7 protein-coding genes, 2 tRNA genes and 2 rRNA genes are annotated in these 15473 nt (G+C 47.0%); 5 read left to right on the top strand and 6 right to left on the bottom strand.

Annotation, left to right across the window (positions count from 1 at the left end):
- Nucleotides 1–136 precede the first annotated feature (136 nt).
- From ACLBLI_RS15555 to ACLBLI_RS15570, 4 genes are all read right to left on the bottom strand, one after another.
- Nucleotides 137–3129 (bottom strand): 23S ribosomal RNA (locus ACLBLI_RS15555).
- A gap of 489 nt (nucleotides 3130–3618) precedes the next feature.
- Nucleotides 3619–3695: transfer RNA gene (locus tag ACLBLI_RS15560), tRNA-Ile, on the bottom strand.
- 162 nt (nucleotides 3696–3857) lie between these two features.
- A tRNA-Ala gene (locus ACLBLI_RS15565) sits at nucleotides 3858–3933 on the bottom strand.
- A gap of 76 nt (nucleotides 3934–4009) precedes the next feature.
- Nucleotides 4010–5542, bottom strand: a 16S ribosomal RNA gene (locus ACLBLI_RS15570).
- The 16S and 23S rRNA genes sit together here with 2 tRNA genes alongside, the layout of an rRNA operon.
- A gap of 533 nt (nucleotides 5543–6075) precedes the next feature.
- Here ACLBLI_RS15570 and ACLBLI_RS15575 point away from each other — a divergent pair.
- Nucleotides 6076–6546, top strand: coding sequence for an RNA recognition motif domain-containing protein (locus ACLBLI_RS15575; protein ID WP_414828492.1), 471 nt, complete (start codon nucleotides 6076–6078; stop codon nucleotides 6544–6546).
- A 32-nt stretch (nucleotides 6547–6578) separates the two neighbouring features.
- Here the strand turns inward: ACLBLI_RS15575 and ACLBLI_RS15580 are convergent, their stop codons facing one another.
- The gene (locus ACLBLI_RS15580; RefSeq protein WP_414828493.1) at nucleotides 6579–7898 is read right to left on the bottom strand and encodes a DUF5610 domain-containing protein; all 1320 of its coding nucleotides are present in this window, start codon (nucleotides 7896–7898) and stop codon (nucleotides 6579–6581) included.
- A 158-nt stretch (nucleotides 7899–8056) separates the two neighbouring features.
- Here ACLBLI_RS15580 and trmA point away from each other — a divergent pair, with 158 nt between their 5' ends.
- Complete coding sequence (gene trmA / locus ACLBLI_RS15585; protein ID WP_414828494.1) at nucleotides 8057–9151, top strand: tRNA (uridine(54)-C5)-methyltransferase TrmA; 1095 nt, start codon at nucleotides 8057–8059, stop codon at nucleotides 9149–9151.
- Between the two features lie 23 nt (nucleotides 9152–9174).
- Here the strand turns inward: trmA and fabR are convergent, their stop codons facing one another.
- On the bottom strand, nucleotides 9175–9795 hold the full coding sequence (gene fabR / locus ACLBLI_RS15590; RefSeq protein WP_414828495.1) for an HTH-type transcriptional repressor FabR: 621 nt from the start codon (nucleotides 9793–9795) through the stop codon (nucleotides 9175–9177).
- A gap of 215 nt (nucleotides 9796–10010) precedes the next feature.
- Here fabR and ACLBLI_RS15595 point away from each other — a divergent pair, with 215 nt between their 5' ends.
- The 3 genes from ACLBLI_RS15595 (at nucleotide 10011) to ACLBLI_RS15605 (ending at nucleotide 15405) form a co-directional block, all read left to right on the top strand.
- The gene (locus tag ACLBLI_RS15595) at nucleotides 10011–11138 is read left to right on the top strand and encodes an acyl-CoA desaturase (RefSeq protein WP_414828496.1); all 1128 of its coding nucleotides are present in this window, start codon (nucleotides 10011–10013) and stop codon (nucleotides 11136–11138) included.
- A gap of 140 nt (nucleotides 11139–11278) precedes the next feature.
- Entirely contained in the window at nucleotides 11279–13546 is a 2268-nt protein-coding gene (locus tag ACLBLI_RS15600) for an EAL domain-containing protein (protein ID WP_414828497.1), read from the top strand.
- An 11-nt stretch (nucleotides 13547–13557) separates the two neighbouring features.
- Nucleotides 13558–15405, top strand: coding sequence for a sensor histidine kinase (locus ACLBLI_RS15605; protein WP_414828498.1), 1848 nt, complete (start codon nucleotides 13558–13560; stop codon nucleotides 15403–15405).
- Nucleotides 15406–15473: the final 68 nt, after the last annotated feature.

Consider the following 15473-nt stretch of genomic DNA (forward strand, 5'->3'; position numbering starts at 1 on the left):
GTCAGCCTCGCTTAAATTAGTAACAATTTGGGAAAGTCTGATATTCAATCGTGTTGAGTAACTTATCTACTCTACTTTACTATTTCTTAGCTTGTCTCACACACAACACTCAAGCATAAAGCTTCTTGGGCGTTGTATGGTTAAGCCTCTCGGGCAATTAGTACAGGTTAGCTTAACGCCTTACAACGCTTCCACACCCTGCCTATCAACGTCATAGTCTATAACAACCCTTCCAGAGCTTAAAGCTCAGGGATGACTCATCTTGGGGCTCGCTTCCCGCTTAGATGCTTTCAGCGGTTATCGATTCCGAACTTGGCTACCGGGCAATGCCTTTGGCAAAACAACCCGAACACCAGCGGTTCGTCCACTCCGGTCCTCTCGTACTAGGAGCAGCCCCCCTCAATCATCCAACGCCCACACCAGATAGGGACCGAACTGTCTCACGACGTTCTAAACCCAGCTCGCGTACCACTTTAAATGGCGAACAGCCATACCCTTGGGACCGACTTCAGCCCCAGGATGTGATGAGCCGACATCGAGGTGCCAAACACCGCCGTCGATATGAACTCTTGGGCGGTATCAGCCTGTTATCCCCGGAGTACCTTTTATCCGTTGAGCGATGGCCCTTCCATACAGAACCACCGGATCACTATGACCTACTTTCGTACCTGCTCGACGTGTCTGTCTCGCAGTTAAGCTAGCTTATGCCATTGCACTAACCTCACGATGTCCGACCGTGATTAGCTAACCTTCGTGCTCCTCCGTTACTATTTGGGAGGAGACCGCCCCAGTCAAACTACCCACCAGACACTGTCCACAATCCCGATTAGGGACCTATGTTAGAACATCAAACATACAAGGGTGGTATTTCAAGGACGGCTCCACATCATCTGGCGACAATGCTTCAAAGCCTCCCACCTATCCTACACATGTAGGTTCAATGTTCAGTGCCAAGCTGTAGTAAAGGTTCACGGGGTCTTTCCGTCTAGGTGCGGGTACACAGCATCTTCACTGCGATTTCAATTTCACTGAGTCTCGGGTGGAGACAGCGTGGCCATGGTTACACCATTCGTGCAGGTCGGAACTTACCCGACAAGGAATTTCGCTACCTTAGGACCGTTATAGTTACGGCCGCCGTTTACCGGGGCTTCGATCAAGAGCTTCGCTTACGCTAACCCCATCAATTAACCTTCCGGCACCGGGCAGGTGTCACACCCTATACGTCCTCTTTCGAGTTTGCAGAGTGCTGTGTTTTTAATAAACAGTCCCAGCCACCTGGTCACTGCGACCTCCAAAAGCTTACGGAGCAAGTCCTTCACCTTCAGAGGCGTACCTTCTCCCGAAGTTACGGTACTATTTTGCCGAGTTCCTTCACCCGAGTTCTCTCAAGCGCCTTAGTATTCTCTACCTGACCACCTGTGTCGGTTTGGGGTACGGTTTACATAATCATAAGTTTAGAAGCTTTTCCTGGAAGCAGGGCATCAACAACTTCACTCCCTTGGGAGCTCGTCTCGCGTCTCAGCCTTAAGAAACCGGATTTACCTAATCTCTCAGCCTACTCGCTTTCACCTGGACAACCAACGCCAGGCTTGCTTAGCCTTCTCCGTCCCTCCATCACTGATTATATAAGTACGGGAATATTAACCCGTTTCCCATCGACTACGCATTTCTGCCTCGCCTTAGGGGCCGACTTACCCTGCCCTGATTAGCATGGGACAGGAAACCTTGGTCTTCCGGCGTGGGGGTTTTTCACCCCCATTATCGTTACTCATGTCAGCATTCGCACTTGTGATACCTCCAGCATGCTTCTCAACACACCTTCAACAGCTTACACAACGCTCCCCTACCCAATACGATAAATCGCATTGCCGCAGCTTCGGTATATTGCTTAGCCCCGTTACATCTTCCGCGCAGGCCGACTCGACTAGTGAGCTATTACGCTTTCTTTAAAGGGTGGCTGCTTCTAAGCCAACCTCCTAGCTGTCTGTGCCTTCCCACATCGTTTCCCACTTAGCAATATTTTGGGACCTTAGCTGGCGGTCTGGGTTGTTTCCCTCTTCACGACGGACGTTAGCACCCGCCGTGTGTCTCCCGGATAGTTCTCATTGGTATTCGGAGTTTGCAAAGGGTTGGTAAGTCGGGATGACCCCCTAGCCTTAACAGTGCTCTACCCCCAATGGAATTCGTCCGAGGCTCTACCTAAATAGATTTCGGGGAGAACCAGCTATCTCCCGGTTTGATTGGCCTTTCACCCCCAGCCACAAGTCATCTCCTAACTTTTCAACGTTAGTGAGTTCGGTCCTCCAGTTGATGTTACTCAACCTTCAACCTGCCCATGGCTAGATCACCGGGTTTCGGGTCTATACCTAGCAACTAAACGCGCAGTTAACACTCGCTTTCGCTACGGCTCCGCTATTCGCTTAACCTTGCTACTAAATATAAGTCGCTGACCCATTATACAAAAGGTACGCAGTCACCCCATCACTAAGCACCCTGCCTGATTTTGTCGGTTTACCGTTGGCTGCTTGCGCAGGTCAACGTTACTCGCTTATCAAGCTGTTGCACTTTGTGAGTCTCACCACTAAAGGCACTTAGTGATGGGGCTCCCACTGCTTGTACGTATACGGTTTCAGGTTCTATTTCACTCCCCTCACAGGGGTTCTTTTCGCCTTTCCCTCACGGTACTGGTTCACTATCGGTCAGTTAGGAGTATTTAGCCTTGGAGGATGGTCCCCCCATATTCAGTCAAGATAACACGTGTCCCGACCTACTCGATTTCACTACAAAGGTTTCTTCGTGTACGGGGCTATCACCCTGTATCGCGCCACTTTCCAGAGGCTTCCACTAAATCCAATGCAGCTTAAGGGCTGCTCCCCGTTCGCTCGCCGCTACTAGGGGAATCTCGGTTGATTTCTTTTCCTAAGGGTACTTAGATGTTTCAGTTCCCCTCGTTCGCCTCACTTACCTATGTATTCAGTAAGTGATACCTGTAAACAGGTGGGTTTCCCCATTCGGACATCTGTGGCTCAAATGCATTTTGTCGGCTCACCACAGCTTTTCGCAGACTTACACGTCCTTCATCGCCTCTAACTGCCAAGGCATCCACCGTATACGCTTTGTCACTTAACCATACAACCCCAAGCAGCCTTTTGACTCCTGCATTGAGTGGTAATTCAATACCTGCTGTATGATGACAAGCTAATCGGAAGAATTGCCTTGTCATCAAACTTAATTGATAACAAGCAATTCAAGTCAAGTAGAGTAGTTACTAGTGCAAAATTTCGATGCGTAGCATCGGAACTTTTGCGCAAGGAGGACTCACAGTACGCTCAGTTGCGCACTATAAATTCTCAGTTACTCAATTTTGATTGATTACTATTAATATCAGCTTTCCAAATTGTTAAAGAACGTTCGTAAAATGACGAGTCATTTCACTTTAGAGTAAAAAACCCTAATCAATGCTTACTGTCTTCAGTAAATATTCATTAGGATTTCAGTCCGTTTTGACCAAATCAGCATCCAATGCTGATGATGTTATTTCTTTCTGGATTGAGGCATCGGATTGCGTAGTGTGCAAGTAGCACATGAGCAATTCGATAACGAAAAGCCAGGAAGAAATGGTAGGCTTGGGCAGACTTGAACTGCCGACCTCACCCTTATCAGGGGTGCGCTCTAACCAGCTGAGCTACAAGCCTATTATCTGCTTCTGCTTTTTGCCCTATGCTGCGCCTCTGGTTCGTCACTCGGTCAGTCACATACTTATGTATGCTCCTTCGCTCGCTCCTCATCCGGCTTACCTAGAACAAAAATCATCGCAACTAATTGCTCGATTCAGCTCTTTCTTCATAAAGCAAAGATGGTGGAGCTAAGCAGGATCGAACTGCTGACCTCCTGAATGCAAATCAGACGCTCTCCCAGCTGAGCTATAGCCCCATAATTGGTCGTTCTTCTATTTATAACAAGACTATCTGTGTAGGCACTGCATCAAGTGTGTCACGTCGACTTTTGGTAAGGAGGTGATCCAACCCCAGGTTCCCCTAGGGTTACCTTGTTACGACTTCACCCCAGTCATGAAACACAAAGTGGTAATCGTTCTCCCGAAGGTTAAACTAACTACTTCTTTTGCATCCCACTCCCATGGTGTGACGGGCGGTGTGTACAAGGCCCGGGAACGTATTCACCGCAACATTCTGATTTGCGATTACTAGCGATTCCGACTTCATGGAGTCGAGTTGCAGACTCCAATCCGGACTACGACATTCTTTAAGGGATCCGCTTACTCTCGCAAGTTTGCTTCCCTCTGTAAATGCCATTGTAGCACGTGTGTAGCCCTACACGTAAGGGCCATGATGACTTGACGTCGTCCCCACCTTCCTCCGGTTTGTCACCGGCAGTCTCCTTAGAGTGCCCAACTGAATGCTGGCAACTAAGGACAAGGGTTGCGCTCGTTGCGGGACTTAACCCAACATCTCACGACACGAGCTGACGACAGCCATGCAGCACCTGTGTCAGAGTTCCCGAAGGCACCAATCCATCTCTGGAAAGTTCTCTGCATGTCAAGTGTAGGTAAGGTTCTTCGCGTTGCATCGAATTAAACCACATGCTCCACCGCTTGTGCGGGCCCCCGTCAATTCATTTGAGTTTTAACCTTGCGGCCGTACTCCCCAGGCGGTCTACTTAGCGCGTTAGCTTCGCTACGCACGAATTAAATTCACACACAGCTAGTAGACAGCGTTTACGGTGTGGACTACCAGGGTATCTAATCCTGTTCGCTACCCACACTTTCGCACATGAGCGTCAGTCTTTGGCCAGGGAGTCGCCTTCGCCACTGATGTTCCTCCAGATATCTACGCATTTCACCGCTACACCTGGAATTCCACTCCCCTCTCCAAGACTCTAGTCTGCCAGTTCTAAATGACCGTCCCAGGTTGAGCCCGGGGCTTTCACATCTAGCTTAACAAACCGCCTGCGTGCGCTTTACGCCCAGTAATTCCGATTAACGCTCGCACCCTCCGTATTACCGCGGCTGCTGGCACGGAGTTAGCCGGTGCTTCTTCTGTTGCTAACGTCACGGCTGGCAGGTATTAACTACCAACTTTTCCTCACAACTGAAAGTGCTTTACAACCCGAAGGCCTTCTTCACACACGCGGCATGGCTGCATCAGGGTTTCCCCCATTGTGCAATATTCCCCACTGCTGCCTCCCGTAGGAGTCTGGGCCGTGTCTCAGTCCCAGTGTGGCTGATCTTCCTCTCAGAACAGCTAGAGATCGTCGCCATGGTGAGCCTTTACCTCACCATCTAGCTAATCTCACTTGGGCCTCTCTTTGCGCCGGAGCCTAAGCCCCGTTTGGTCCGAAGACGTTATGCGGTATTAGCAGTCGTTTCCAACTGTTATCCCCCTCGCAAAGGCAAGTTCCCAAGCATTACTCACCCGTCCGCCACTCGTCAGCGATGTGCAAGCACATCCTGTTACCGTTCGACTTGCATGTGTTAGGCCTGCCGCCAGCGTTCAATCTGAGCCATGATCAAACTCTTCAATTAAAATCGAAATGTTAGTTTTATAAAAACTAACAAAATATGAATCGTCGTTGTTGACACTCTTAACGAGTGCCCACACAGATTGTCTTGTTATAGATTGTTAAAGAACGTTTGACCAAAAAATATTTTGCTCGCAAAATTTCTTTTGGTCTTGCTGAATCACCTTAGTTACTCAGCGTTGTTTCAGAGGCTTTCCCCGAAGCGAGGCGCATTTTACACTCCTCAGTGACAGTGTCAAGCGTTTTTTCAAAGTTTTTAATTTCGATTTAAACCGCTTTCGTTGCCGTGCTCTTCGTTTGCCGTAGCCCCCTCAGAACGTGGAGCGCATTCTACTTTCCGGATTCTAAAGATCAACACCTTTTTTAAGTTTTTTGTGTTTAAGCTTAATTAATGCTCATAACGCCTATTTTAGATACAAAACCTCAAGCATATTGCACTTTCGTATAGGGTTTTCAGTAAGCATTGTCCATTTTGTTACAAATGAGTAAACTACATACAGCCTCCAATGATCATAAAAAACAATATAAGGAAGGTATATGAAAGTAGGCTTTATTCAATGCGCGGTGATTAGCGCGGTATTTGCAGTAGCCGGTTATCTGGTTTTTTCGTCTGCTAGCCTGAACACAAGTTTGCCACTGACGGTTTCAGCGTCACTACTGTTAAGTGGTATTCTTACACCTTGGTTAGCGTCTTTGTTTAACTCATCAACGTCAGTTTCTGACAAGGACAATGCTTCAGCAGCTTCAGATGTCACTACATTATATGTAGGGAACCTTCCATATAAAGCTAATGAAGATGCGGTAAAAGAGTATTTTAAAGATTTTCTTCCTGTTCACTCTGTCCGATTAATGAAGGATCGCAGGACAGGCAAACGGAAAGGCTATGGCTTTATAGAAGTTGAGACCGACGACGTTGACGGTACGATTGCCAAACTGAATGATTCGATATTCTTAGAAAGGACGTTAAAGGTTCGTCCGGCGAAAGATAAAGTAACGGATCAGGAATGAACCAAAAAGCCCGGCAAACGCCGGGCTTTTTATTATGCATTTTCCTGTTTATCAGGTTCTGGCTTTGCCGTTACCGGTTCGTTACCAGGCATTGCGTCCAGTAAACGCTGATTAAAAGTATGGAATCGGTTTATTGCAGTAAGCAGGTCAGGTACCTGAACATCTTCCATCTTATTGATGATGCCCGCAATCAGATTGCTGTAATCTTCCCCGCTCTGGAGCTTCTCACCTGCACTGTTCATCGTATTCATCATTTTGTCCATATATTGTGAGATAGGACTGACTACATTCCCGTATTTGTTGGCATCAGCATTTTCATCCCGATAGTGCTGTATACTTTCGTATGCTTCCACTACCTGAGACTGTTTGGTGTGGTTCAACTGAAGTGCGTAGCCAACCAACTCCCTGTCATCAAAGCCCAGTGACAGGGCCTCTTCGAAAGCTTTATCCAAATCACCTGCAAAGAAAGTATCAGCGAGGTCGTTTGCTTCCCCTACCAAGTCAGCGATAGCCTTTAATTCATCTTCATCAAGTTCACCTTTCAGCGAGAAACTAACGCCACTTCTTTCGAAATACTGATACAACGATGTTTGCGAGGCAGTGGTGGTGTAATCCGCTGCGCCCGTATTATCGCCGCTGCCAGTGGTCTGGCTAGCTGAAGAGGTTAGCTGTGATTGCTGCGCATACTGAAACTGACGCAAGCTTTCAAAACTCAAGGTGAGTTCGTCGCCGTCACGGGTGCGAATAAGAATATTGCCAGAGCGGCTATCACTGGCCCCAATCGCCAACGACGCTTTAACTCCATCAACAGTATTGGCGTCATCACCACCTAACAGGCGCTGTTCTAATGAATCGATACGATCATTGATGAGATTTCGACTGCGATCAATCCCCTCTTTGATGTCGTCATTCATAAAACTGCCAATGTCTTTTTCTGCCATGGCAATGCCTTTCGCCACACCTTCGCGAGCCTGAGAGAATAAACTATTCAGCTTTTCCTGATCAGCGCCACCACGTGCTGCTCCTTCAATAACGCCACCGACAAAGCGCATGACGTTACGGGCAACTTTTTCAAAATCAAACAACGACTTGTTCTTGTCTTCAGTTTTGTCGGGCTTTTCTTCAGGCGCCTGTTTCCCGTCCAGCTTCACCGACTGGGACAAGGCACCACTAAATATTTTAAGACCGATAGCCGTGTTGGAGCTGCTAACACTAACTGCCGAAGACTGCGACTGTTTGAATTCTGCGGCCTGGCGCAAACCTTCTTCCTGTAACTGTTTCTTTAAAGCAGTATCCGGGTGCACAGATGCTTTCTGGTCACCAAGAAACGCCTTGATTTGACCCACGTTCATAATTTGATCCTCACTATCCTCAATCTTATTATCGGCTCAAAAGCGAAATTGTTTAATTTTAATGCAAATAGTGAGGGCTATAATGGCTTATGGCATTGCACTGGAAACAAAAGCCACTACAATGCGCACCCTTGGCGCACATGGCAATAGAGGACCGCATGACAACTCCTACCGACCAGCAATATCAGTCACAACTTGATGAAAAAGTCTCCAGGCTGACTGGCCTGCTGTCAGCATTCGATGCACCTGCGCCCCGCGTTTATGCCTCTGCAACGGTAAACTATCGAATGCGGGCTGAGTTTCGGGTATGGCATGATGGCGATGATCTTTATCACATCATGTTTAATCAGGATACTAAAGAAAAGTACAGAGTCGATTCATTTCCTCCTGCCTCGTCAGGTATCAACATCATGATGTCGCTATTGATGGATAAATTGCGCGACAATGCCGTATTGCGGAAAAAGCTGTTTCAAATAGATTATCTGTCAGGTCTGTCCGGAGAAATGGTGATTAGCCTGCTCTACCACAAACAGCTGGATGAGGAATGGGAAGAAGAAGCAACGCGACTTCGTGAGGAACTAGGCCATACAATGCCAGTCAGTCTGATTGGACGCGCCCGCAAACAAAAAAGAATCATCGGGAGTGATTTTGTGATCGAGCGCCTGCCAATAAACGGCGAATCGTTCATCTTCAAACATATAGAAAACAGCTTTACGCAGCCAAATGCACAGGTCAATTGCCGGATGATCGAGTGGGCACTGGATGTATCATCGGCTCTGGATGGCGACTTGCTTGAGATGTATTGTGGCGCGGGCAACTTCTCCATGCCTTTGGCAAAGCACTTTCGCCGGGTGATCGGCACCGAGATCGCTAAACCTTCAGTAAATGCTGCACAATATAATATCGACGCTAACCGGCTGGATAATGTCAAAATCGTACGATTATCGGCAGAAGAGTTTGTGGAGGCGATGAAAGGGACCAGAACGTTCGCACGCCTTGAGGGTATAGACCTGACTGAATATAACTTCTCTACCGTATTGGTTGACCCGCCACGTGCAGGATTAGACAAGGAGTCGCTGAAGAAAATCCAGGACTACGACAACATCATCTACATTTCCTGCAACCCGGAAACGCTAGCCGACAACCTTCGTACTCTTTGCGAAACGCATAAGATTACCGACTCAGCATTATTCGACCAGTTTCCGTTCACTCATCATATTGAGGCTGGAGTAAAACTTAGCCGCAACGTTTAGGCTCAAAAAATGAACGTTTTTTGCTATTCACGCAGCATCTGGTTTTTATTGAGTAGTGTCGCCGCAGCCCCCAGCTGAATAAATCGCAGCTGGGACTTTACCCGAATAGCAATCTCCCCTCGCAATTGAGTGTCAGCCTCTAACGCTTCAGCCCCCGCACTGAAAACCAGCCTCACCATGGCATCTGCCTGAATATTCGCGATGCTGTATTCCACTTGCTGCTGCTCGATGATGTAATCTGTTAGCTCTTCAATGAAATGCTGAATTTCTCTGAATACCGCCATACGATAGGCAGCGGATGTGCCGGTATGCTCACGCAACAATAACCGGAAAACATTCGTGTTGGCGGCAATAAACTCCATGAATGTATCTACCGACGTGCCAATGACACTGCCACCTGAAGCGATACGTCTTCTCGCCTGCCGCATCAACTGACGCAACGCGAGTCCAGCCTCGTCAACCAGAGTCAGGCCAAGCTCATCCATATCTTTGAAATGACGATAAAAAGAGGTTGGCGCTATCCCCGCTGCCCGCGACACTTCACGTAGGCTGATGGCTGACAAACTGCGGTTCTCATCCAGCAAACTGAATGCGCCATTGATGATGTTTTGTCTTGTTTTGAGTTTTTGTTCCTGCCGGCTCACAACTGCATCCCGTCCTGATTTCTTCCATTGTAGCGCACACCGCCGGAGAATAGCGAGGGGAGGATATAGGTGTTTTCACAGGGCTTTCCCATAGTGAACAAGTTGGAATACTGCATAACGTGAAACATTAAACTTAGGTCGCAATTTATCGATACCCCTTGCCCGCGACGACAGAAAACGATAAATTAGCGTACAGTTGTAAGCTGAGATTTAATATGAAAAAACCACCTCTTATTATGACCAACATCATGGTCTTTATTATCACCGGGCTTATCGCATTTGTCGGTGTTCCAGTCTGGGCTATCACAGTAGGGATCGACTGGGTAGAAGTGACATGCGCAATCGTGTTGTTTTTCTTCACTGGCATGTCAATTACTGCGGGATACCACCGCCTTTGGTCACACAAAACATACGAAGCGAACATCGTTGTTCGAGTGATACTGGCTATCGGTGGTGCAATGGCACTACAAAACAGTATTTTGCACTGGTCTTCTGATCACCGTGTCCATCATCGCCATGTTGATGACGTAAATGATGATCCCTATTCGGCAAAGCGAGGGTTGTGGTTTGCGCACATTGGTTGGATGTTGCGTGAATATCAAGCAAATCGATACAGTGACTACAGTAATTGTCGGGATTTACAAAAAGATCCGGTGGTAATGTGGCAGCACAAATATTATCTCCCGATTGTTCTGGCCGCTAATTTTGGTGTAGCAGGGGTTCTCGGCTGGCTAAACGGCGATATTCTCGGCATGATCCTGGTGGCCGGCGTACTTCGTCTGGTACTGGTTCATCACGTAACGTTTTTTATCAACTCTCTTGCACACTTCTGGGGTTCACAACCTTTTACAGATAAAAATACCGCAAAAGACAATGGTATTCTGGCGTTCTTTACATTTGGTGAAGGCTATCACAACTTCCATCACATTTTTGAGTACGACTATCGAAACGGAATACGTTGGTGGCAATACGATCCCACTAAGTGGTTAATTCGTGGATTGTCATTTGTAGGCCTGACGAAAAATCTGAGACGCTGTCCCGAAGAACGCATAGAGAAAGCGAAAGCGGCTATGCAGTTACAGCGCGCCAGTGAAAAAGCGTCAAGGTTGCCAAATGCAGAGGAAGTCATTACAAAAATTCAGTCTGAGTATGATCTGCTCATGCATAGGATGTCAGAGTATTATGCGACTAAAAAACGTTTGATGCTGGTAAGACAGAAGTGCATTAAGCGCAGCATTGAAAGGTTTGAGTTGGACTTCAAATACAAAGAGCTGAAGCACGCGCTCGCGGTTCAGCGAGAGAAGTGGCTGAGGCTACAGGATTTATCTCTCCAGTTTGCATAAAGTAAGAGCCCACTTCACGTGGGCTTTTTTTAACTTTATTTAATCAATTTCAATAGCCTACACCCGACTTTGTACTATATTGACTTGTGAATGATACAAACGTTTATCAAATATATATCTGTAAATGTCTGAGGTAAGTAATGCACAGGAATGCAAGCACTGACAAGAGTAGTGACCTACTATTTCGCTTCAAGGACGATGAAGCTGTAAATGCTGACAATCAGGGAAATGACGGCTGGACACTGCTAAGTGTCGAAGACGACAAAGGCTATCAAAACTCACTTGTCCTTGCTCTGAGTGGAATAACAGTCCAGGGCCGCAAGCTCAATATACTAACCGCAGAGTCAGCGTCTGAAGCGGCAAGCATTTTAGCGGAACGTGATGATATTGGCGTGATTTTACTGGATGTCGTGATGGAGAAGGACGACGCCGGCTTATATCTTGTGAACACAATACGGAATATTCTCGGTAATGACAGAATACGGGTGATTTTATTAACAGGCCAACCCGGTATCGCACCGCGCAAAGATGTCATGAAAGACTACGACATCGATGAATACTGGAATAAGGTTGACTTAACCGAAGAGAAGCTGCGAACGCTGGTAACAAGTAACTTCAGAACGTATATCTCGTTAACCGAGCTGTACATTGCGAAACGCGGTTTGCAGATGATTGTAGATGCTTCTCGAAGCATTACCGGGAAACAGGAAATCAACGCGTTCACGCATACCGTTTTGGATGAAGTTGGAAAAGTCATAGGCACTTCAGAAACCGGTGGCATTGTGTGCGTGTATCGCCCTGATAATGCGACTCTCGCCCACTGTCCAGTCGTCGCGACGAGTGGTGATTTTAGTAACGTTCAGGCAAACTCGCTGGCTGCGTTTCTGGAGCTGGATGCCATGGAAGAGGCATCCCCGCAATTGATCCATACCATAAATCGCGCACTTGAATTGAAGGAGCATCAGTTTTTCGATGGTTGGTCTGTTCTTTATTTTTCAACTGCAAAAGTCGACAGCCAGCATTATCTTATTATTGTAAGATCGCGACTGAAGCTGGAAAGCAGCCATATCACGCTGCTGATGGTATTCAGCGAAAATATTGCCAATGGGTTCACAAACCTGGCACTGCTAAATAAGCTCTCTACCCTCGCCTATTTCGACAATACGCTTCATATTCCCAACCGGAACTGGGTAATTAGAGAGCTTCAAAACATGACGTCCTCAGAACGCCAACGCAGCCTGATGATTTTAGTCGATGTTCAGAACTTTACTGAAACCGAAATTACACTTGGCAGTGAGTATACAAAGTCCTTACTTGAGGCGCTGCTTGCCAGCTTAAGACATCAATTTCCTTTGGTATATGCCATAGCACTAACGGGAGACGATTCTTTCGCCCTACTTTTTCATAAAAAAAACAGACCTTCACAAAGTGAACTTGCAGAACTAAGTGAGCAGTCACTTACTATTAACGGACTGGAACACTCACTATTACTAAATGTCTGTGTAGTGGACCTTGCGCTCTTGGACGGGCTTCCCCCAGAACAGTATTTAACTGTAGGTGAAATGGCGCTGACTACGGGTCGTGACCGGGGCGAACAAGTCAGCATTTTCTCTAAAGACTTTCCTACTGAAGTCGAATCCAGATACAAATTGCTTCGAGAGTTGCATCAGGCAATTTCTGATCAGGAAGGTCTGGAGCTGGCATTTCAACCAAAGTTAAACATGCGTACAAACGAGACGGTAGGCCTGGAAGCCTTAATTCGCTGGCGTAAGTCAGATGGAACTATGGTACCACCTATCCAGTTTATTCCCCTTGCCGAAGCCTCGGGTTTGATGGCCAAAATAGACGCGATGGTAATGAATAAAACGTTTGCGGCAGCGCAAGTATTGCAGGACGAAGGTGTGCTGGTGCCAATCTCATTTAATGTCAACTACAGCGATATCACCAATAAATTATTTATAGATAATTTGAAACAATTAGTGGAAGAGCAACGTGTTCCGGCATCTATGATTGAAATCGAATTGACGGAATCGCAAGCAATGGAAGACTACAATGAGGTGAACCCGATCCTCGACAAGTTACTGGACATGGGGGTTAAAGTTAATATAGACGACTTTGGAACCGGATACTCTTCGCTGGCCCACATTACAGAACTGGCGGCTACAACGCTGAAAGTCGATCAGAGTTTTGTTGCACAGCTCACCGGGACTGACCCATCTGCAGCGACTGCCGTTTGCGATATGGTGAGAAGGCTGGGCGAGCGCTTCAACTTTGAGTTAATCGCAGAAGGGGTTGAAAACGAAGAGCAAAAGCAAATTTTACTGCGAAACGGTTATCAATATGGTCAGGGATATTATTTTGCCAAACCGATGTTTCTGTCTGACTGTATCGCTTGGCTAAAGCGCTAGTCTGAACCATTATGCGTGAAACAATCACCCCTGTTTTATTGCGAGCATCGACATGGTGGATGCTGTTAGTCGCTTTTTTTTTAGCGGCGAGTACAGGTTACACCTTGTATCTCGTCAGGCTGGACGGTGCACTCCAAAAACTAGCAGGTGAACATAATGGTGTGCTGGGACGCGCAAGTAGTCTGTTCAGTGCAGAAATGGGTGATGTCAGACTAAGCACTACATTACTGGATACTCATCTGCAGGATTTGATTACCGAACGGGCTGATTCATCGACAATCATTGATGCTTTGATGAGGATAGGAAAAGGGCATCCTGCCATTTCCCAAATACGCTGGCTCTCGGTTGAAGGTATGGAAATGTACCGCATAAATTTTGACGGCAGCAACGCCGTTAGCGTGCCTCCTTCAGGTTTACAGGATAAAAGTCAGCGACAATACTACCAACAGGCCACCGCACTCCGTCCAGGAGAGCTCATGGTATCTTCAATCGACCTGAATGTGGAAAGCGGACAAGTACAAACGCCTTATGAACCTACAATCAGAGGAATTCTCAGAGCACACAGCAATCATCCGTTGGGAGATGGGTTCTTTGTAGTCAATATTGCACTGACAACGTTATTTTCTCAGTTGAAGACGCTCTCCACTAACCATGTTCATCTGCTGATAGCCAGCAATGATGACCGCTGGCTATTACATACTGAACCTGCAAAGGAGTGGACAATTGATCGAAGTAGCACGCCTCACAGTCTAAAAATAGACACCCCCCAGCTTTATCTGGCTTTGAATGAACAGTCCGCTGTAGCCTTATTCAGGAACTCCCGTGACGATATTTACAGTGGTCACAAATTTAGACTGAATACAGGCTCGACCAAGCAGTCTGCAACTCTGTACTTTTTGGCCGAAACCCAGAGCAATATTATCTCCCGCTTGCATAGAGAGGCCTTGCTACCAGCCATAGGGTTGGCGCTGATGGTGCTGCTAATCAGCGGTCTGATTTTTTATCGGGATTGGCGTAACACTTTTGCGCTGGAGGTGTTAAGCAAGCAACTGAAGAAAGATAAAAATGAACTTGCGACATCCCTGGAAAGAGAAAAACTGCTTCAGGATGAGCTGGTTGAGGCTGAAAAAATGGCGTCACTGGGTATTCTCGTCGCGGGCGTATCGCATGAGTTAAGCACACCGATAGGTGGTGCTGTGATGTCAGTAAGCAGTATTCAGCAACGAACGCAGGAGTTTGTCAAAAAGGCCAGCAATGGGTTATCGAAAAAGCAACTCGATGACTACCTGAAGCACTGCGCCGATAGTGCTCAGCTTGCGCTGGAAAACCTGAACCGCTCTGGCGATTTGATAAAGCGATTCAAACGACTGGCGGTTGACAGAGGCAATGAAGAATCAGCCAGCTTTGATCTTGCACTAACTATTGATGATTTAGTCAGGTCTCTGTCACCCCTGCTAAAGCGGCAAGAAGCAACTCTCGACGTATCCGTTCCGGCGAATATTACTATGCTGAGTTTCCCGGGTATTTTGTCTCAGGTTCTGCAAAACCTAATCACCAACTGTATCGATCATGCTAACGTCGATGGTAGACGTCTTCATATTCACCTAAAAGCTTCTGTGCAGGGGGAGCAGGTTACGATAACCATTCGTGACAATGGTGGCGGGATCAGTGATTTAGTCAGGCATCGTCTCTTCGACCCCTTCATCACCACAGCAAGAAATAAGGGCAATACTGGCCTTGGCCTGCATCTCGTTCACCAATGGGTGAACCGGGTTCTTGAAGGTCAAATATCTTTCGACTCTTCACCAGAAGGTACGCTTTTTATTCTCTGTATACCTCAGGACATAGGCGTTACGTAAAACTCACTTGAATATTTCACAGAAAAGTTCAGGGTGCAGTGCCTCTTCAGCAATACTTTTTTATTCTT

Origin of the sequence: Alteromonas sp. H39, assembly GCF_047556435.1 — a bacterium.
Lineage (GTDB): Bacteria > Pseudomonadota > Gammaproteobacteria > Enterobacterales > Alteromonadaceae > Alteromonas.